Source organism: Massilia cellulosiltytica (assembly GCF_047325105.1).
In the GTDB taxonomy this organism is placed as follows: domain Bacteria; phylum Pseudomonadota; class Gammaproteobacteria; order Burkholderiales; family Burkholderiaceae_D; genus Telluria; species Telluria orientalis.
In genome coordinates, this window is sequence record NZ_CP168562.1 from 1 (window position 1) to 19,946 (window position 19,946).

The 19,946-nt window shown below is 57.9% G+C and carries 6 protein-coding genes, 4 tRNA genes, 6 rRNA genes and 1 pseudogene; 14 read left to right on the forward strand and 3 right to left on the reverse strand.

The window, feature by feature from the left end:
* Nucleotides 1-241 precede the first annotated feature (241 nt).
* From ACEN9H_RS00005 to rrf (ACEN9H_RS00025), 5 genes are all read left to right on the forward strand, one after another.
* Nucleotides 242-1,770 (forward strand): 16S ribosomal RNA (locus tag ACEN9H_RS00005).
* An 82-nt stretch (nucleotides 1,771-1,852) separates the two neighbouring features.
* Nucleotides 1,853-1,929, forward strand: a tRNA-Ile gene (locus tag ACEN9H_RS00010).
* 11 nt (nucleotides 1,930-1,940) lie between these two features.
* Nucleotides 1,941-2,016 (forward strand) — tRNA-Ala (locus tag ACEN9H_RS00015).
* 208 nt (nucleotides 2,017-2,224) lie between these two features.
* Nucleotides 2,225-5,101: ribosomal RNA gene (locus tag ACEN9H_RS00020) — 23S ribosomal RNA — on the forward strand.
* 122 nt (nucleotides 5,102-5,223) lie between these two features.
* Nucleotides 5,224-5,336, forward strand: a 5S ribosomal RNA gene (gene rrf / locus ACEN9H_RS00025).
* The 16S, 23S and 5S rRNA genes sit together here with 2 tRNA genes alongside, the layout of an rRNA operon.
* Nucleotides 5,337-5,453: 117 nt before the next feature.
* Here rrf (ACEN9H_RS00025) and ACEN9H_RS00030 read toward each other — a convergent pair.
* Entirely contained in the window at nucleotides 5,454-6,341 is an 888-nt protein-coding gene (locus ACEN9H_RS00030; protein WP_413673350.1) for an alpha/beta hydrolase, read from the reverse strand.
* The gene (gene bla / locus ACEN9H_RS00035) at nucleotides 6,338-7,186 is read right to left on the reverse strand and encodes a subclass B3 metallo-beta-lactamase (RefSeq protein WP_413673351.1); all 849 of its coding nucleotides are present in this window, start codon (nucleotides 7,184-7,186) and stop codon (nucleotides 6,338-6,340) included. The genes ACEN9H_RS00030 and bla overlap by 4 nt, the downstream gene beginning before the upstream one ends.
* Before the next feature lie 141 nt (nucleotides 7,187-7,327).
* On the opposite strand from bla, the gene ACEN9H_RS00040 reads away from it, so the two are divergent.
* The 9 genes and pseudogenes from ACEN9H_RS00040 to ACEN9H_RS00080 all read left to right on the forward strand — a co-directional run bounded on the left by ACEN9H_RS00040 (nucleotide 7,328) and on the right by ACEN9H_RS00080 (nucleotide 18,463).
* On the forward strand, nucleotides 7,328-8,434 hold the full coding sequence (locus ACEN9H_RS00040) for a sensor histidine kinase (RefSeq protein ID WP_413673352.1): 1,107 nt from the start codon (nucleotides 7,328-7,330) through the stop codon (nucleotides 8,432-8,434).
* Nucleotides 8,435-8,436: 2 nt separating this feature from the next.
* Complete coding sequence (locus ACEN9H_RS00045; protein ID WP_056131098.1) at nucleotides 8,437-9,192, forward strand: LytR/AlgR family response regulator transcription factor; 756 nt, start codon at nucleotides 8,437-8,439, stop codon at nucleotides 9,190-9,192.
* 87 nt (nucleotides 9,193-9,279) lie between these two features.
* A pseudogene (gene ampC, locus ACEN9H_RS00050) lies at nucleotides 9,280-10,427 on the forward strand (class C beta-lactamase).
* 374 nt (nucleotides 10,428-10,801) lie between these two features.
* Nucleotides 10,802-12,330 (forward strand): 16S ribosomal RNA (locus ACEN9H_RS00055).
* An 83-nt stretch (nucleotides 12,331-12,413) separates the two neighbouring features.
* Nucleotides 12,414-12,490: transfer RNA gene (locus tag ACEN9H_RS00060), tRNA-Ile, on the forward strand.
* Nucleotides 12,491-12,501: 11 nt separating this feature from the next.
* Nucleotides 12,502-12,577, forward strand: a tRNA-Ala gene (locus ACEN9H_RS00065).
* Nucleotides 12,578-12,783: 206 nt separating this feature from the next.
* Nucleotides 12,784-15,660 (forward strand): 23S ribosomal RNA (locus ACEN9H_RS00070).
* A 123-nt stretch (nucleotides 15,661-15,783) separates the two neighbouring features.
* A 5S ribosomal RNA gene (gene rrf, locus ACEN9H_RS00075) occupies nucleotides 15,784-15,896 on the forward strand.
* 182 nt (nucleotides 15,897-16,078) lie between these two features.
* Nucleotides 16,079-18,463, forward strand: coding sequence for a penicillin acylase family protein (locus ACEN9H_RS00080; RefSeq protein WP_413673353.1), 2,385 nt, complete (start codon nucleotides 16,079-16,081; stop codon nucleotides 18,461-18,463).
* A 6-nt stretch (nucleotides 18,464-18,469) separates the two neighbouring features.
* Here the strand turns inward: ACEN9H_RS00080 and ACEN9H_RS00085 are convergent, their stop codons facing one another.
* Nucleotides 18,470-19,915 (reverse strand): DHA2 family efflux MFS transporter permease subunit, encoded by a 1,446-nt coding sequence (locus tag ACEN9H_RS00085; RefSeq protein WP_056123662.1) that lies wholly within the window; start codon nucleotides 19,913-19,915, stop codon nucleotides 18,470-18,472.
* Between the last annotated feature and the right edge of the window lie 31 nt (nucleotides 19,916-19,946).

The following is a 19,946-nucleotide window of genomic DNA, read 5'->3' on the forward strand; positions in this document are numbered from 1 at the left end:
CTCCTCTGCTGCTGACGAACAAAACGATTCGCAAACGCAGCAAGGCAGTACCGAATACAGTTCTTTAACAATCAACAGTCGATAAGTGTGGGCGTTTGATGAAGTGCCAGCAGTCGCGTAAGTGGCTGCTGAATGCTTAAATTATCAAATGTTCACGCAAAAGAAATACGTTGCTCAGCAATGAGTGACGGTCAGTATTTTGAGTGAGCGACATGCTGCGAAAGCAGCAAAAACAGGAATTAAACTGAAGAGTTTGATCCTGGCTCAGATTGAACGCTGGCGGCATGCTTTACACATGCAAGTCGAACGGCAGCGCGGGGCAACCTGGCGGCGAGTGGCGAACGGGTGAGTAATATATCGGAACGTACCCAAGAGTGGGGGATAACGTAGCGAAAGTTACGCTAATACCGCATACGATCTAAGGATGAAAGTGGGGGATCGCAAGACCTCATGCTCCTGGAGCGGCCGATATCTGATTAGCTAGTTGGTGAGGTAAAGGCTCACCAAGGCGACGATCAGTAGCTGGTCTGAGAGGACGACCAGCCACACTGGGACTGAGACACGGCCCAGACTCCTACGGGAGGCAGCAGTGGGGAATTTTGGACAATGGGCGCAAGCCTGATCCAGCAATGCCGCGTGAGTGAAGAAGGCCTTCGGGTTGTAAAGCTCTTTTGTCAGGGAAGAAACGGCCTAGGCTAATATCCTGGGCTAATGACGGTACCTGAAGAATAAGCACCGGCTAACTACGTGCCAGCAGCCGCGGTAATACGTAGGGTGCAAGCGTTAATCGGAATTACTGGGCGTAAAGCGTGCGCAGGCGGTTTTGTAAGTCTGTCGTGAAAGCCCCGGGCTTAACCTGGGAATTGCGATGGAGACTGCAAGGCTTGAATCTGGCAGAGGGGGGTAGAATTCCACGTGTAGCAGTGAAATGCGTAGAGATGTGGAGGAACACCGATGGCGAAGGCAGCCCCCTGGGTCAAGATTGACGCTCATGCACGAAAGCGTGGGGAGCAAACAGGATTAGATACCCTGGTAGTCCACGCCCTAAACGATGTCTACTAGTTGTCGGGTCTTAATTGACTTGGTAACGCAGCTAACGCGTGAAGTAGACCGCCTGGGGAGTACGGTCGCAAGATTAAAACTCAAAGGAATTGACGGGGACCCGCACAAGCGGTGGATGATGTGGATTAATTCGATGCAACGCGAAAAACCTTACCTACCCTTGACATGTCAGGAACCTCCGAGAGATTGGAGGGTGCCCGAAAGGGAGCCTGAACACAGGTGCTGCATGGCTGTCGTCAGCTCGTGTCGTGAGATGTTGGGTTAAGTCCCGCAACGAGCGCAACCCTTGTCATTAGTTGCTACGAAAGGGCACTCTAATGAGACTGCCGGTGACAAACCGGAGGAAGGTGGGGATGACGTCAAGTCCTCATGGCCCTTATGGGTAGGGCTTCACACGTCATACAATGGTACATACAGAGGGCCGCCAACCCGCGAGGGGGAGCTAATCCCAGAAAGTGTATCGTAGTCCGGATCGCAGTCTGCAACTCGACTGCGTGAAGTTGGAATCGCTAGTAATCGCGGATCAGCATGCCGCGGTGAATACGTTCCCGGGTCTTGTACACACCGCCCGTCACACCATGGGAGCGGGTTTTACCAGAAGTAGGTAGCTTAACCGCAAGGAGGGCGCTTACCACGGTAGGATTCGTGACTGGGGTGAAGTCGTAACAAGGTAGCCGTATCGGAAGGTGCGGCTGGATCACCTCCTTTCTAGAGTGGCACAGAGTCTAACGACTCATCATCAAGCGCCCACGCTTATCGGCTGTTATGAAGTTAAACGAGAAGAGTTTTCGGGGCTGTAGCTCAGCTGGTTAGAGCACCGTGTTGATAACGCGGGGGTCGTTGGTTCGAGTCCAACCAGCCCTACCACGTTATGCGTCGGGGGATTAGCTCAGCTGGGAGAGCACCTGCTTTGCAAGCAGGGGGTCGTCGGTTCGATCCCGTCATCCTCCACCACTATCTTTACGTAAGACGCTAGTTTTAGGTAAGTGTAGTTCTCGTTCTTTAACAATCTGGAAGAAGTAAAGTTTTCTTTAAGCGTGTAGCTGATCCAACGATCAGATGCACACTTAGGGTAGTAATCTGTATGTATCAACAAACATAGTAAGCTGAACTCTTGTTGTTATGACGTTCCCTGATACTCATGCAGGGGCCAACGTTATAGGGACAAGTGAATAAGTGCACATGGTGGATGCCTTGGCGATTACAGGCGATGAAGGACGTAGTAGCTTGCGATAAGCTGCGGGGAGTGAGCAAACACACTTTGATCCGCAGATTTCCGAATGGGGAAACCCGGCCTTTTAGGTCATTGCATACTGAATACATAGGTATGCAAAGCGAACGCGGCGAACTGAAACATCTAAGTAGCTGCAGGAAAAGAAATCAACCGAGATTCCCAAAGTAGTGGCGAGCGAAATGGGATGAGCCTTGTACGTGATAGTCGATTGAATAGTGGAACAGCCTGGAAATGCTGGCCATAGAGGGTGATAGCCCCTTACACGAAATTCGAACGGTGGTACTAAGCGTACGACAAGTAGGGCGGGACACGAGAAATCCTGTCTGAAGATGGGGGGACCATCCTCCAAGGCTAAATACTCGTAATCGACCGATAGTGAACCAGTACCGTGAGGGAAAGGCGAAAAGAACCCCGGGAGGGGAGTGAAATAGATCCTGAAACCGTGTGCATACAAACAGTCGGAGCCTCTTCGTGGGGTGACGGCGTACCTTTTGTATAATGGGTCAGCGACTTACATTCAGTGGCGAGGTTAACCGAATAGGGGAGCCGTAGAGAAATCGAGTCCGAACAGGGCGACAGTCGCTGGGTGTAGACCCGAAACCAGGTGATCTACCCATGGCCAGGATGAAGGTGCGGTAACACGCCCTGGAGGTCCGAACCCACTAATGTTGAAAAATTAGGGGATGAGCTGTGGGTAGGGGTGAAAGGCTAAACAAACCTGGAAATAGCTGGTTCTCTCCGAAAACTATTTAGGTAGTGCCTCAAGTATCACCATCGGGGGTAGAGCACTGTTATGGCTAGGGGGTCATTGCGACTTACCAAACCATTGCAAACTCCGAATACCGATGAGTGCGAGCTTGGGAGACAGACGTCGGGTGCTAACGTCCGGCGTCAAGAGGGAAACAACCCAGACCGCCAGCTAAGGTCCCAAAGATTGGCTAAGTGGAAAACGAAGTGGGAAGGCTAAAACAGTCAGGATGTTGGCTTAGAAGCAGCCATCATTTAAAGAAAGCGTAATAGCTCACTGATCGAGTCGTCCTGCGCGGAAGATGTAACGGGGCTAAGCCAGTCACCGAAGCTGCGGATATGTGCTTGCACATATGGTAGGAGAGCGTTCCGTAAGCCTGAGAAGGTGTCTTGTAAAGGATGCTGGAGGTATCGGAAGTGCGAATGCTGACATGAGTAGCGATAAAGAGGGTGAAAAGCCCTCTCGCCGAAAGCCCAAGGTTTCCTGTTCAACGTTCATCGGAGCAGGGTGAGTCGGCCCCTAAGGCGAGGCAGAGATGCGTAGCTGATGGGAAGCAGGTTAATATTCCTGCACCGTCGTATGATGCGATGGGGGGACGGATCGCGGAAGGTTGTCCAGCTGTTGGAATAGCTGGTTCTTGACTCATAGAAGGCGCTTAGGCAAATCCGGGCGCGTAATTCAAGGGGTCGAGACGTGTGTCCTTGTGACACGAAGCAATCGGAAGTGGTTCCAAGAAAAGCCTCTAAGCTTCAGTCATACGAGACCGTACCGCAAACCGACACAGGTGGGCGAGATGAGTATTCTAAGGCGCTTGAGAGAACTCGGGAGAAGGAACTCGGCAAATTGGTACCGTAACTTCGGGATAAGGTACGCCCCGGTAGCTTGATTGGTTTACTCCATGAGGGTGAAAGGGTTGCAATAAACTGGTGGCTGCGACTGTTTAATAAAAACACAGCACTCTGCAAACACGAAAGTGGACGTATAGGGTGTGACGCCTGCCCGGTGCTGGAAGATTAAATGATGGGGTGCAAGCTCTTGATTGAAGTCCCAGTAAACGGCGGCCGTAACTATAACGGTCCTAAGGTAGCGAAATTCCTTGTCGGGTAAGTTCCGACCTGCACGAATGGCGTAACGATGGCCACACTGTCTCCTCCCGAGACTCAGCGAAGTTGAAATGTTTGTGATGATGCAATCTACCCGCGGCTAGACGGAAAGACCCCATGAACCTTTACTGTAGCTTTGCATTGGACTTTGAACCAATCTGTGTAGGATAGGTGGGAGGCTTTGAAGCGGGGACGCCAGTTCTCGTGGAGCCAACCTTGAAATACCACCCTGGTTCGTTTGAGGTTCTAACCTTGGCCCGTAATCCGGGTCGGGGACAGTGCATGGTAGGCAGTTTGACTGGGGCGGTCTCCTCCTAAAGTGTAACGGAGGAGTTCGAAGGTACGCTAGGTACGGTCGGACATCGTGCTAATAGTGCAATGGCATAAGCGTGCTTAACTGCGAGACCGACAAGTCGAGCAGGTACGAAAGTAGGACATAGTGATCCGGTGGTTCTGTATGGAAGGGCCATCGCTCAACGGATAAAAGGTACTCTGGGGATAACAGGCTGATTCCTCCCAAGAGTTCATATCGACGGGGGAGTTTGGCACCTCGATGTCGGCTCATCACATCCTGGGGCTGTAGCCGGTCCCAAGGGTATGGCTGTTCGCCATTTAAAGTGGTACGTGAGCTGGGTTTAAAACGTCGTGAGACAGTTTGGTCCCTATCTGCCGTGGGCGTTGGAAATTTGAAGGGGGCTGCTCCTAGTACGAGAGGACCGGAGTGGACGAACCTCTGGTGTACCGGTTGTCACGCCAGTGGCATTGCCGGGTAGCTAAGTTCGGAAGAGATAACCGCTGAAAGCATCTAAGCGGGAAACTCGCCTTGAGATGAGATTTCCCGGAGCCTTGAGCTCCTTGAAGGGTCGTTCGAGACCAGGACGTTGATAGGTCAGGTGTGGAAGTGCAGTAATGCATTAAGCTAACTGATACTAATTGCCCGTACGGCTTGTCCCTATAACCTTGGCAGTCATGCCAATGCAAGGGTTCAGCTGTTTGTTGAGACAACAGATTAAGAAACTACTTCTTCCGGATTCAGAGTGACGCATGCACAAGCTGCGGCACTCGTACAAGTTATGCCTGATGACCATAGCAAGTCTGTACCACCCCTTCCCATCCCGAACAGGACCGTGAAAAGACTCTGCGCCGATGATAGTGCTGCAACCAGTGTGAAAGTAGGTTATCGTCAGGCTAGTTATTAAGAAAACCCCGTCGAGTGATCTCGACGGGGTTTTTTGTTTTGGAAAAACGAAGCCCGCTCGCTCGGATCGGCACTGCCAATCCTCGCTCTGAGCGGGCTTTTTGCTGTTTACTTCACCTTCTTCAGATACGCCCGCAAGCCATGGGTCAGCACCAGTGGAAAGACGCTGGCATGATCCTCGTCCGCGAATACTTCGAGACGGCTTTTCAGGTTCGGATACCGGTGCGTTTTCAATGCCGCGTCGAAGTCGCATAGATCCGCGACCATGTCCGCATTCTCTTCCGTTCGCGACCGCTTCCGGTTCGCCGGCAATGTCTCCCGGCCGCCGATACCGAAGAACACCGACGCCGGCATATCCTTGTGTCCCTTTGCATAAGCCTGTTCCCGATCGAACATCACGCCCTGGTCGAACCATAGCGATGGACTGCCGAGGATGTAATGGTCGAACGTGGCCGGCTCGCTCAACAGCACTTGCAAGCCGAGCAGGCTGCCATACGAATGGCCGACAAAGATCTTGCGGCTCATGTCGGCCCGGTAGTGCGCGGCGATCACTGGGAAGACATCCGCTGCGATAAAGCGTCCGTAGGCTTGCGCCTCGCCGAACGCGGCGCTGCGGCCCGGCATATCGGAGACATATTGGCCCCGGGGCATCGACGGCGTGTAATCGCGGCGCCGGCTGTACACGGGACTGTCGCCCTTCGCATACGACAGCCCGACGACGATCGCCTCTTCCAGACCCGCATGTTTGGCCAGCCGCTGGGCGATACCGCGCGCAACGGGGAAGGCGTAGTTCGCGTCGACGACGAACACCACGGGATAACGCCGGTTCGACGACCGATACGAATCCGGCAGCGCGACGAATACCTGGTAGTTGCGGTTCAGCGCCCCCGCGTGCACGTCGCGCACTTCCGTGTCGTCGAGCACATAAGGTGGCGCGGCCGAGGCGAAGCTACCTGCGAAGCAGCACGCCAACAGCAGCTTGCGGACGACCGTCATGGTTGCCCCTCGGCCGCCAGCGTCTTCGCCAGCCATTCCCGCGCGACCGCCGCGTACTTGCGGCAGGCGTCGCGATCGACGAGAGCCTTGTTCTCCTTCCGCTCCCAAAGATCGCCGAAATCCGGATGCGCGCTCACGAGCACGTCGCATTCCAGTCCTTCGATCGTGGCGATCGAACGCTCGACGTCCGCGCGCGCGGTCGGATAGAGCGGATTCCTGCTGAAACTACGGCCGTCCGCGGCCAGGGCGGTGAGGCTGTCCGCGTACACCACGCGCATCGTCTTGCCGCCTTCGCTCGATTGCCACGTCCAGCTGGTGGCACCCGGTGTGTGCCCCGGCGTGAAGTGCGCCGTGACGGCGAGCGGCCCGAGTGTCACGACTTCGCCGTCGCGTACCGCGCGCGTGTTGGCCACGGGTGTCATCGGGACCAGGCTGGGATATTGCGCATCCCGCTTGTCCGGCTGCCCCGACTTCAGTACGGCGATGGACGCCGGACTGCCCAGCACCGAGGCGCCACTCATCTTCTGCAGTGCCGCGATGCCGCCGGCGTGGTCGAAGTGATCGTGGCCATTCAGGATGTAACGGATGTCTTCGACCTTGAAGCCGAGCGCGCGGACATGCGCCGCGACCTGGTCGGCCGCGGCGGGCGGGCCGCCGTCGATGAGGATGTGGCCCGCCGGCGACGTGATCAGCACGGCGCTGATGCCATGCGTGCCGACGTAGTACGTGTTGCCGTAGATGGGGAACGGATCCTGCGGCGCGAGCCACTCCGTCATGCCGGCGACGGTGGAAGCGGAGACGCCGCCGAGCAGGAGCGCGGCAGCCAGGCGTATCGTGTTTTTCATGGGTAGCTGGAGAGTTGATAAAGAGGATGCGTCACCGATTCTGCGGCCATGTCGGTACGACGGTAACGCCGCCGTGACGAAACCCCGCTTCCACGTGACGAAGCGGCCGGCCGCGGTCCACCGGCACGCTATACTTCCCCGATGACGCAGCACGCCATTTCCCCGCCATCGACACCGCCCGCGGTAAGGACCATCGCCATCGTCGTGCTCTCGTGGACGGCGATCAGCACCCTGGGCGCCCTGCAGACCTACAGCGACAACCTGCGCCTTGGCGTCGACAGCCACTATCCCTCGCTGCTGGTGACGTGGTTCGTGGAGTACGCCGTGCCGCTGATCGTCCTGAGCGCAGGCCTGATCCTCGCCCTCGCGCGCTGGCCCGGATTGATCGCCCGTCCGCGCAACGTGTTCCTGCTGTTCGTGGGCCTCGTGCTCGTGTTCCAGCCCGCGCAGTGGACGTACATGGCGTGGCTGCGCGGCTATCTGCACATCGCGAGCGTCGACGACGCGCGCCGCCTGCTGATGAAGATGCTGCTGGTCGGCTGGTTCTCGACGACGGGCACGTTCGCCGCCATCCTTGCGGTCCACTACCGGCGGCAGGCGCGCGAGCGCGAACTGGCGTGGCAGCGCAGCCAGACCGACATGCTGAATCTGCGCCTCGCGCTTGAAGAGCAGCGCATGCTGGCCCTGCGCGCGCAGTTCGAACCGCACTTCCTGTTCAATGCGCTGAACGCGATCAGCGCGCTCGTGCGCGAAGGCGACCGCACCCTGGCCCTCGGCGGCATCGGCCGCCTGAGCGACCTGCTGCGCTATGCGCTGTCGGCCAGCGTGCGCAATACGGCGACCGTGGCGGACGAGCTGCAGTTCGTCCGCGACTATCTCGACCTGCAACGCCTGCGCTACGGCGACCGGCTGCAGGTCCGCATCGAAGGCGACGACGTGCTGCTGCACGACGTCGATTGTCCGCCGCTGCTGTTGCAACCGCTGATCGAGAACGCGCTTCGCCACGATCTCGATTGTCACGACGGACCGAGCGATATTCGCCTGTCCTTCGTGTCCGGCGGCGCGGCGCTCACGATCCGGGTGACGAATCCCGCGCTCGCGCAGGCGTCGCCCAATCCCGGCGCGGGTCTCGGGCTCGCGAATACGCGCGAGCGGCTGCGCCTCATGCATCCCACCGCGACGCTGCGCACGACCCTGCAGGACGGCCGCTTCGTGGCCGAAGTCCGGCTGCCTTTGGCGCGGGAGTGAGCATGCCGGTGCGCTACCTGATCGTCGACGACGAACTGCCCAGCCGTTCGAATCTGCGCCTGGCCCTGGCCGCGCATCCAGACTGGCGGCTCGTGGCCGAATGCGACGGCACCGCGGCCGCGCGCGCGGTGCTGGCCGCGCAGGAGGTCGACGTCATCTTCCTCGACATCCAGATGCCGGCCGAATCGGGCCTCGTGCTCGCGCGCGAGATCAGCCGCGCATGCGCGCCGCCGCTCATCGTGTTCGTGACGGCCTACAGCGAACACGCGATCGACGCGTTCGACGTGCACGCGCTCGACTACCTGCTCAAGCCCCTGAACGATGCACGCCTCGCCCAGACGGTCGAGCGGATCGGCGCCATGCTGGGACAGCGTCAGCGCGAGGCCTATGGCGCGGCGTTGCGCGATTACGTCGATGCCAGCCAGACCGCCGCGCGGCCGGAGCGGATCAACGTGCGCTCCGTCGGCCGCATCGAACAGATCCGGGTGGCCGACATCCTGTGGATCGAATCGGCCGGGAATTACGTCGAGCTGCACCTGGCCGGGCGCACGGTCCTGCACCGCATTACGCTCAACCGCCTCGAAACGCTGCTCGCGCCCGAGGATTTCCTGCGCGTGCACCGCGGCGCGATCGTCAGGCGCGGCGAGATCGCGCGGCTGGATTCCGCCGGCGACGGCAGCTGCCGGCTCACGCTGCGTTGCGGCGCCACGGTCGCCGTCAGCGAGCGTTACCTGGGCGCGCTGAAGTCGGCGATGTGACGAACGCCCGGTTTGCCGGGACGGCTGCGCTGTCGGCGCGCAGGGGGCCCTGCCTATACTGGTGCCCGTCACGAACGAACCCGGAGAATGCCTTGTCTACAAAATCCATCGCCCTCGCATGCCTGTCGTTGTTGCCGTTGACGGCAGGCGCCGTCGATGCCGCCGCCGTGCGTGTCGCTGTCGACCGCGCAATCCAGCCTTTGATCGCGCAGTACGACGTGCCTGGCATCGCAGTCGCCGTCACGGTGGATGGCCAGGCGCTGTTCTTCAATTACGGCGAGGCGTCGAAACAGGAGCACAAGCCCGTTACCGAAAACACGTTGTTCGAGCTGGGCTCCGTCAGCAAGACCGTCACGGCGACGTTGGCGTGTTACGCGCAGGGGCTCGGCAAGCTGTCGCTCGCGGATCACCCCGGCCAATACGTCCCGCAGTTGAAGGGCAGCGCGATCGATCGTGCGAACGTGCTCGAACTGGGCACCTACACGCCGGGAGGCTTGCCGCAGCAATTCCCGGACGACGTCGAGACCGAGGCGCAGACGATCGCTTACTTCCGCACGTGGCGCCCGGACGCCGCACCCGGCACGCTCCGCCGGTATTCGAATCCCAGTCTCGGGCTGTTCGGCCACGTGACGGCGCAGGCGCTGGGCGTCGGGTTTGCCGATGCCGTCGAAGGCCGGCTGTTCCCCGCGCTGGGCCTGAAGCACAGTCATATCCGCGTACCTGCCGGCGCAATGGGCGATTACGCCTGGGGTTACGACAAGGCCAACCGGCCGGTGCGCGTCGGCCCCGGACCGTTCGACGCGGCGACGTATGGCGTGAAAGCCAGCGCGGCCGACATGATTCGCTTCGTCCAGCTGAATATCGACGCCAGCAGCCTGTCGGAACCGATGCGGCGCGCCATCGATTGCACGCACACCGGTTATTTCCGCATCGGCGATACCGTGCAAGGGCTCGGATGGGAGCAGTACCGCGCGCCCGTGAGCCTGGCTGCGCTGCAGGCAGGGAATTCCACGAAGATGAGCGCCGAGCCGAATCCGGCCGTCCGGCTGGAGCCGGCCCAGGTCCCGCCGCCGGGGACGCTTTTCAACAAGACGGGCGCGACGCGCGGATTTGGCGCCTATGTCCTGTTCGTGCCGCAACGGCGCGTCGGGATCGTCATGCTCGCCAATAAGAATTACCCGAATTCGGCCAGGGTGGAGGCTGCGCATTCGATTCTCGAGCATTTGGTGCCGTGATCCCCTTGCGCACTGGGGTCTGCCTTTGCTATAGTTCGCCTCCTGTTTTGCAGCGCAAGGAAATGAGTCGGTAACGACGGCGCAACAAAACAGACGAGGGGTTGACGAGTTAAGCGAACTACTGCATAATCTCACTTCTCTGCTGCTGACGAACAAAACGATTCGCAAACGCAGCAAGGCAGTACCGAATACAGTTCTTTAACAATAAACAGTCGATAAGTGTGGGCGTTTGATGAAGTGCCAGCAGTCGCGTAAGTGGCTGCTGAATGCTTAAATTATCAAATGTTCACGCAAAAGAAATACGTTGCTCAGCAATGAGTGACGGTCAGTATTTTGAGTGAGCGACATGACACGAAAGTGTCAAAACAGGAATTAAACTGAAGAGTTTGATCCTGGCTCAGATTGAACGCTGGCGGCATGCTTTACACATGCAAGTCGAACGGCAGCGCGGGGCAACCTGGCGGCGAGTGGCGAACGGGTGAGTAATATATCGGAACGTACCCAAGAGTGGGGGATAACGTAGCGAAAGTTACGCTAATACCGCATACGATCTAAGGATGAAAGTGGGGGATCTTCGGACCTCATGCTCCTGGAGCGGCCGATATCTGATTAGCTAGTTGGTAGGGTAAAGGCCTACCAAGGCGACGATCAGTAGCTGGTCTGAGAGGACGACCAGCCACACTGGGACTGAGACACGGCCCAGACTCCTACGGGAGGCAGCAGTGGGGAATTTTGGACAATGGGCGCAAGCCTGATCCAGCAATGCCGCGTGAGTGAAGAAGGCCTTCGGGTTGTAAAGCTCTTTTGTCAGGGAAGAAACGGCTCAGGCTAATATCCTGGGCTAATGACGGTACCTGAAGAATAAGCACCGGCTAACTACGTGCCAGCAGCCGCGGTAATACGTAGGGTGCAAGCGTTAATCGGAATTACTGGGCGTAAAGCGTGCGCAGGCGGTTTTGTAAGTCTGTCGTGAAAGCCCCGGGCTTAACCTGGGAATTGCGATGGAGACTGCAAGGCTTGAATCTGGCAGAGGGGGGTAGAATTCCACGTGTAGCAGTGAAATGCGTAGAGATGTGGAGGAACACCGATGGCGAAGGCAGCCCCCTGGGTCAAGATTGACGCTCATGCACGAAAGCGTGGGGAGCAAACAGGATTAGATACCCTGGTAGTCCACGCCCTAAACGATGTCTACTAGTTGTCGGGTCTTAATTGACTTGGTAACGCAGCTAACGCGTGAAGTAGACCGCCTGGGGAGTACGGTCGCAAGATTAAAACTCAAAGGAATTGACGGGGACCCGCACAAGCGGTGGATGATGTGGATTAATTCGATGCAACGCGAAAAACCTTACCTACCCTTGACATGTCAGGAACCTCCGAGAGATTGGAGGGTGCTCGAAAGAGAGCCTGAACACAGGTGCTGCATGGCTGTCGTCAGCTCGTGTCGTGAGATGTTGGGTTAAGTCCCGCAACGAGCGCAACCCTTGTCATTAGTTGCTACGAAAGGGCACTCTAATGAGACTGCCGGTGACAAACCGGAGGAAGGTGGGGATGACGTCAAGTCCTCATGGCCCTTATGGGTAGGGCTTCACACGTCATACAATGGTACATACAGAGGGCCGCCAACCCGCGAGGGGGAGCTAATCCCAGAAAGTGTATCGTAGTCCGGATCGCAGTCTGCAACTCGACTGCGTGAAGTTGGAATCGCTAGTAATCGCGGATCAGCATGCCGCGGTGAATACGTTCCCGGGTCTTGTACACACCGCCCGTCACACCATGGGAGCGGGTTTTACCAGAAGTAGGTAGCTTAACCGCAAGGAGGGCGCTTACCACGGTAGGATTCGTGACTGGGGTGAAGTCGTAACAAGGTAGCCGTATCGGAAGGTGCGGCTGGATCACCTCCTTTCTAGAGTGGCACGGGAGCTAACGCTCCATCATCAAGCGCCCACGCTTATCGGCTGTCATTAAAGTTAAACGAGAAGAGTTTTCGGGGCTGTAGCTCAGCTGGTTAGAGCACCGTGTTGATAACGCGGGGGTCGTTGGTTCGAGTCCAACCAGCCCTACCACGTTATGCGTCGGGGGATTAGCTCAGCTGGGAGAGCACCTGCTTTGCAAGCAGGGGGTCGTCGGTTCGATCCCGTCATCCTCCACCACTATCTTTACGTAAGACGCTAGTTTTAGGTAAGTGTAGTTCTCGTTCTTTAACAATCTGGAAGAAGTAAAGTTTTCTTTAAGCGTGTAGCTAACGAAAGTTGGATGCACACTTAGGGTAGTAATCTGTATGTATCAACAAACAAAGTAAGCTGAACTCTTGTTGTTATGACGTTCCCTGATACTCATGCAGGGGCCAACGTTATAGGGACAAGTGAATAAGTGCACATGGTGGATGCCTTGGCGATTACAGGCGATGAAGGACGTAGTAGCTTGCGATAAGCTGCGGGGAGTGAGCAAACACACTTTGATCCGCAGATTTCCGAATGGGGAAACCCGGCCTTTTAGGTCATTGCATACTGAATACATAGGTATGCAAAGCGAACGCGGCGAACTGAAACATCTAAGTAGCTGCAGGAAAAGAAATCAACCGAGATTCCCAAAGTAGTGGCGAGCGAAATGGGATGAGCCTTGTACGTGATAGTCGATTGAATAGTGGAACAGCCTGGAAATGCTGGCCATAGAGGGTGATAGCCCCTTACACGAAATTCAGACGGTGGTACTAAGCGTACGACAAGTAGGGCGGGACACGAGAAATCCTGTCTGAAGATGGGGGGACCATCCTCCAAGGCTAAATACTCGTAATCGACCGATAGTGAACCAGTACCGTGAGGGAAAGGCGAAAAGAACCCCGGGAGGGGAGTGAAATAGATCCTGAAACCGTGTGCATACAAACAGTCGGAGCCTCTTCGTGGGGTGACGGCGTACCTTTTGTATAATGGGTCAGCGACTTACATTCAGTGGCGAGGTTAACCGAATAGGGGAGCCGTAGAGAAATCGAGTCCGAACAGGGCGACAGTCGCTGGGTGTAGACCCGAAACCAGGTGATCTACCCATGGCCAGGATGAAGGTGCGGTAACACGCCCTGGAGGTCCGAACCCACTAATGTTGAAAAATTAGGGGATGAGCTGTGGGTAGGGGTGAAAGGCTAAACAAACCTGGAAATAGCTGGTTCTCTCCGAAAACTATTTAGGTAGTGCCTCAAGTATCACCATCGGGGGTAGAGCACTGTTATGGCTAGGGGGTCATTGCGACTTACCAAACCATTGCAAACTCCGAATACCGATGAGTGCGAGCTTGGGAGACAGACGTCGGGTGCTAACGTCCGGCGTCAAGAGGGAAACAACCCAGACCGCCAGCTAAGGTCCCAAAGATTGGCTAAGTGGAAAACGAAGTGGGAAGGCTAAAACAGTCAGGATGTTGGCTTAGAAGCAGCCATCATTTAAAGAAAGCGTAATAGCTCACTGATCGAGTCGTCCTGCGCGGAAGATGTAACGGGGCTAAGCCAGTCACCGAAGCTGCGGATATGTGCTTGCACATATGGTAGGAGAGCGTTCCGTAAGCCTGAGAAGGTGTCTTGTAAAGGATGCTGGAGGTATCGGAAGTGCGAATGCTGACATGAGTAGCGATAAAGAGGGTGAAAAGCCCTCTCGCCGAAAGCCCAAGGTTTCCTGTTCAACGTTCATCGGAGCAGGGTGAGTCGGCCCCTAAGGCGAGGCAGAGATGCGTAGCTGATGGGAAGCAGGTTAATATTCCTGCACCGTCGTATGATGCGATGGGGGGACGGATCGCGGAAGGTTGTCCAGCTGTTGGAATAGCTGGTTCTTGACTCATAGAAGGCGCTTAGGCAAATCCGGGCGCGTAATTCAAGGGGTCGAGACGTGTGTCCTTGTGACACGAAGCAATCGGAAGTGGTTCCAAGAAAAGCCTCTAAGCTTCAGTCATACGAGACCGTACCGCAAACCGACACAGGTGGGCGAGATGAGTATTCTAAGGCGCTTGAGAGAACTCGGGAGAAGGAACTCGGCAAATTGGTACCGTAACTTCGGGATAAGGTACGCCCCGGTAGCTTGAATGGTTTACTCCATGAGGGTGAAAGGGTTGCAATAAACTGGTGGCTGCGACTGTTTAATAAAAACACAGCACTCTGCAAACACGAAAGTGGACGTATAGGGTGTGACGCCTGCCCGGTGCTGGAAGATTAAATGATGGGGTGCAAGCTCTTGATTGAAGTCCCAGTAAACGGCGGCCGTAACTATAACGGTCCTAAGGTAGCGAAATTCCTTGTCGGGTAAGTTCCGACCTGCACGAATGGCGTAACGATGGCCACACTGTCTCCTCCCGAGACTCAGCGAAGTTGAAATGTTTGTGATGATGCAATCTACCCGCGGCTAGACGGAAAGACCCCATGAACCTTTACTGTAGCTTTGCATTGGACTTTGAACCAATCTGTGTAGGATAGGTGGGAGGCTTTGAAGCGGGGACGCCAGTTCTCGTGGAGCCAACCTTGAAATACCACCCTGGTTCGTTTGAGGTTCTAACCTTGGCCCGTAATCCGGGTCGGGGACAGTGCATGGTAGGCAGTTTGACTGGGGCGGTCTCCTCCTAAAGTGTAACGGAGGAGTTCGAAGGTACGCTAGGTACGGTCGGACATCGTGCTAATAGTGCAATGGCATAAGCGTGCTTAACTGCGAGACCGACAAGTCGAGCAGGTACGAAAGTAGGACATAGTGATCCGGTGGTTCTGTATGGAAGGGCCATCGCTCAACGGATAAAAGGTACTCTGGGGATAACAGGCTGATTCCTCCCAAGAGTTCATATCGACGGGGGAGTTTGGCACCTCGATGTCGGCTCATCACATCCTGGGGCTGTAGCCGGTCCCAAGGGTATGGCTGTTCGCCATTTAAAGTGGTACGTGAGCTGGGTTTAAAACGTCGTGAGACAGTTTGGTCCCTATCTGCCGTGGGCGTTGGAAATTTGAAGGGGGCTGCTCCTAGTACGAGAGGACCGGAGTGGACGAACCTCTGGTGTACCGGTTGTCACGCCAGTGGCATTGCCGGGTAGCTAAGTTCGGAAGAGATAACCGCTGAAAGCATCTAAGCGGGAAACTCGCCTTGAGATGAGATTTCCCGGAGCCTTGAGCTCCTTGAAGGGTCGTTCGAGACCAGGACGTTGATAGGTCAGGTGTGGAAGTGCAGTAATGCATTAAGCTAACTGATACTAATTGCCCGTACGGCTTGTCCCTATAACCTTGGCAGTCATGCCAATGCAAGGGTTCAGCTGTTTGTTGAGACAACAGATTACGAAAACTGCTTCTTCCGGATTCAGAGTGACGCATGCACAAGCTGCGGCACTCGTACAAGTTATGCCTGATGACCATAGCAAGTCTGTACCACCCCTTCCCATCCCGAACAGGACCGTGAAAAGACTCTGCGCCGATGATAGTGCTGCAACCAGTGTGAAAGTAGGTTATCGTCAGGCTAGTTATTAGAAAAGCCCGCTCAGTATGCACTGAGCGGGCTTTTTGCTTTTCTGCGCCTCGAAAACGGATATTTGAATCGGAAAAAACGAAACCTGATAAGCTTGTGTTCCAACAGTTGTAGCAAAAGCAAAACCGCTAGCATCGATAGCCCGATTCGCTTTCTCTACATTCAAGGAGCACTATGCACTTCCATCGTGTTTTTCCTGCGATCGCCCTGGGCGCCATTCTCACCGCCTGCAGCCATCACGACCGCGACACTTCGCCTTCCACGCCCGCACCGCCACCCCAGTTCAGCGCCGACATCACCCGCACGACCCACGGCGTCGTCCACGTCAAAGCGACCGATTTCCGTAGCCTGGGCTATGGCCTCGCGTATGCCTACGCGCAGGACAACCTGTGCATGTTTGCCGATTCCCTATTGACCGTACGTGGCGAGCGTTCACTGTATTTCGGCGGCGAAGCCCGTGCCACGGCCCGCAAGGGCGATGAATACGGTGCCGCCAGCGGATTCATGGACCTGAAAAACGAAGACAGCGATTTCTTCTTCAAGGGCTATCTCGACGTCGACCAGCTGCGCGCCGGCTATGCGGCAGGCGCGAAGGAACCGCGTGATCTGCTCGAGGGCTATGTCGCCGGCTACAACCGCTACCTGAAGGACAATGCCGGCAATTATCCGGCCGCGTGCAAGGACGCGAAGTGGGTCAAGCCGATGACGGTCGAGGATATGGTTCTGGTCCTGGCCGAGAAGGCGCTGCACGCATCGGGCGAAGTGTTCGCGAAGGAGGTCGTCGCGGGCGCTCGCGATGCGACCGCGACGGTGGCATCCCGGTCGCGTCAACAAAACAAGCTCGACCCCGCCTTTCTCCTCGCGCGCCTGGACAAGGTCGTGCACCAGGGCTTCGGCAGCAATGCGCTGGCCGTCGGCAAGGATTTGTCCGCCAGCGGACGCGGCCTCCTGCTCGGCAATCCACATTTCCCCTGGACGAGTACCGACCGCTTCTACCAGGCCCACCTCACTGTGCCCGGGCGCTATGACGCGATGGGTGTCGTGCTGGGCGGCTTGCCGGTCGTCGTCATCGGGTTCAACAAGGATGTCGCGTGGTCGCACACCGTCACGGCCGCCACGCACTTCACGACCTTCAAGCTGGCCCTCGATGCGGGCGATTCGACGGGCACGACCTATCTGATCGACGGCGAGAAGAACAAGATGACGTCGAAGACGGTATCCGTCGACATCCTGATGGCGGACGGCACGACGACGAAGCGTAGCAAGACCTTTTACTTCAGCAAGCAGGGCGCCGTCATCGTGAAACCGGAGGCGGGGCTGATGTGGAATAGCACGACGGCCTATGTCCTTGCGGACCCGAACCGCGGCAATACCCGCATGCTCGAACAATGGCTGGGCATCGGCACCGCGACGAGCGTGCAGACCCTCAAATCGTCGCTGGACACCGTCGTCGGCCTGCCGTGGGTGAATACGATCGCGGCCGATCGCGCCGGCAATGCGCTGTATGCGGACGCAAGCGTCGTCCCGCGCGTCACGACCGATAAATTCGCCGGCAACTGCCTCTTGCTGCCCGCCCTCGTGTTGTTCGACGGTTCGCGCAGTGCGTGCGGCTGGGGCCAGGATGCCAGTGCGCTTGCCGGCATTTTCTCGCCGGTCAATGCGCCATCGATGCTGCGCACGGACTATGTCGGCAATTCGAACGACAGCTACTGGCTGACCAACGCCCGTTCCCTGCTGACGGGCCCGGCGCCGCTGGGCTATTCGCCGCTGTACGGCAAGACGGGCGTCGAGCAGCGCCTGCGCACGCGGATCGGCTTCATCCAGTTCGAGGAGCTGGCGCAGCAAGGTCATAAATTCCAGCTGTCCGACCTGCAGACGCTCGTGTTCGCCGACCGCATCTACGCTGCCGAGCTCGTGCTGCCGGAGCTGCTGGCGGCCTGTCCGGCGAACGATGCGACCCTGGTCCAGGCGTGCACGGTGCTGGGGGCGTGGGACCGCCATGCGAACCTCGACAGCCGGGGCGCCGTCCTGTTCCGCGAATTCTGGACCGCGGCCTCGCAGATCCCCAACAAGTGGAAGGTGCCGCTGGACCCGGCCGACCCCGTCCACACGCCCAACGGCGTCGCGCCGGCCGCGTTGCCCGCGATGTTCGCCGCGTTGAAGACGGCGGCGCAGACCTTGCAGTCGCTGAACATCCCGCTCGACGCGAAGCTGGGCGATTACCAGGGCGAGACGCGCAACGGCGTGCGCACGCCCTTGCACGGCGGCGTGGGCGACATCGACGGTTCGTACAACTCGCTGCGGATGAGTACTGGCCTCACGGCCACCGGCTACAACAACGTCTATTGGGGCACGAGCTATGTGCAGACGGTGACGTTCGACGATGCCGGCCCGGTCGCCCAGGCGATGCTCGTCTATGGCCAGTCGACGGACCCGAAGTCGCCGTACTATGCGGACCAGTTGCCGCTGTATTCGCGCAAGGAATGGCCGTCCATCCCGTTCACGGAGGCCGGCATCAATGCCGACCCGAACCGCAAGACCACAACGCTGACCGAGTAATCCGCGTCAGGCTTGGGACAGCGGCGCCGGATCCTGCGCCACTGCCGTCGCTGTCTTGCTTTGCGTGATGCTTTCGCCATCGCCGCGGCGCAAGCGCGCAAAGACGAGGGACGACAGCATCGTCATGACGGACAGGGCGATGAACGCGTGGTGCAGCGCCTTGGTAACCATCACCTGGTCCGTCTGCGGCACGCGGCCCAGGAACCACGCCGTCACGATCGAACCGGCGGCGAGGCCGAAGCTCATCGACAGCTGCTGGAACGACGAGGCGATTGTGCTGGCCATGCTGGAATCCTTCGATTCCACGTCGGCATACGCGAGCGTGTTCATGCTCGAGAATTGCAGCGAATTGAAAAAGCCCTGCAGCAAGCCGATGCCGGCGATGGCGTACCACGGCGTGGACGGGCCGACCAGCGCGAACAGCCCGATCGTCAGGCCGATGCAGATCGTGTTGAACATGAGCACTTGCCGGTAGCCGAAGCGCGCGAGGACTTTCGGCGCGATCAGCTTCATGCCCATCGCGGCGGCGGCGGTCGGCATCATGAGCAGGCCCGACTGCCACGGCGCGAGCTTGAGGCCCAGCTGGTACAGCAGCGGCAGCAGGAAGGGCAGGCCGCCGATGCCCAGGCGCGTGATGAAGCCGCCCAGCACCGAGATGCGGAACGTGCGTACCTTGAACAACGCCAGGCGCAGCAGCGGGAACTGGGCCTCGTTCGCGTGCCAGGCATACGCGGCCAGCAGGGAGATCGAGAGCGCCAGCATCAGGCCGGCCGTCATCGGGTCGAGCGTGTGCTCGCCGAACACTTCCAGCAGCCAGGACAGGATCGCCGTGCCCGAGCTGAACAGGATCAGCCCGATCACGTCCAGCGGACGCGGCTCGGCGCCGTGGTAATCCGGCATATGGCGCCAGACGAGGTACAGGGCGAGCAGGCCAACCGGCACGTTGACGAAGAAAATAAAGCGCCAGGAAACCCAGTGCACGATCAGGCCGCCGACGGTCGGGCCCAGCAGCGGGCCGATCAGCGCCGGCAGGATCACGAAGTTCATCGCGCCCAGCAACTCGTTCTTGGGAAACGTGCGGATGATGGATAACCGGCCCACTGGCATCATCATCGCACCGCCGAGGCCTTGCAGCAGGCGGGCCGCGACCATCATCGGGGCGTTCAGCGACAGGCCGCACAGCACGGACGCCACCGTGAAGATCGCGATCGCCGTGAAGAACACGCGGCGGGTGCCGAAACGGTCGGCCATCCACCCGCTCACGGGAATGCCCACGGCGAGGCTGAGGATGTAACTCGTGACGACGGATTTGAGGCTGAGCGGTGTGACCTGCAGGCTGGCCGCGATGCTGGGGACGGCGGTGTTGACGATGGTGGCGTCGAGCTGCTCCATGAACAGCGCGGTCGCCACCAGCCACGGCAGATAGCGTTTGATGGTGTCGGTATCGGTCATCGGATGGATTCTCACACAAATCCGAAAACTG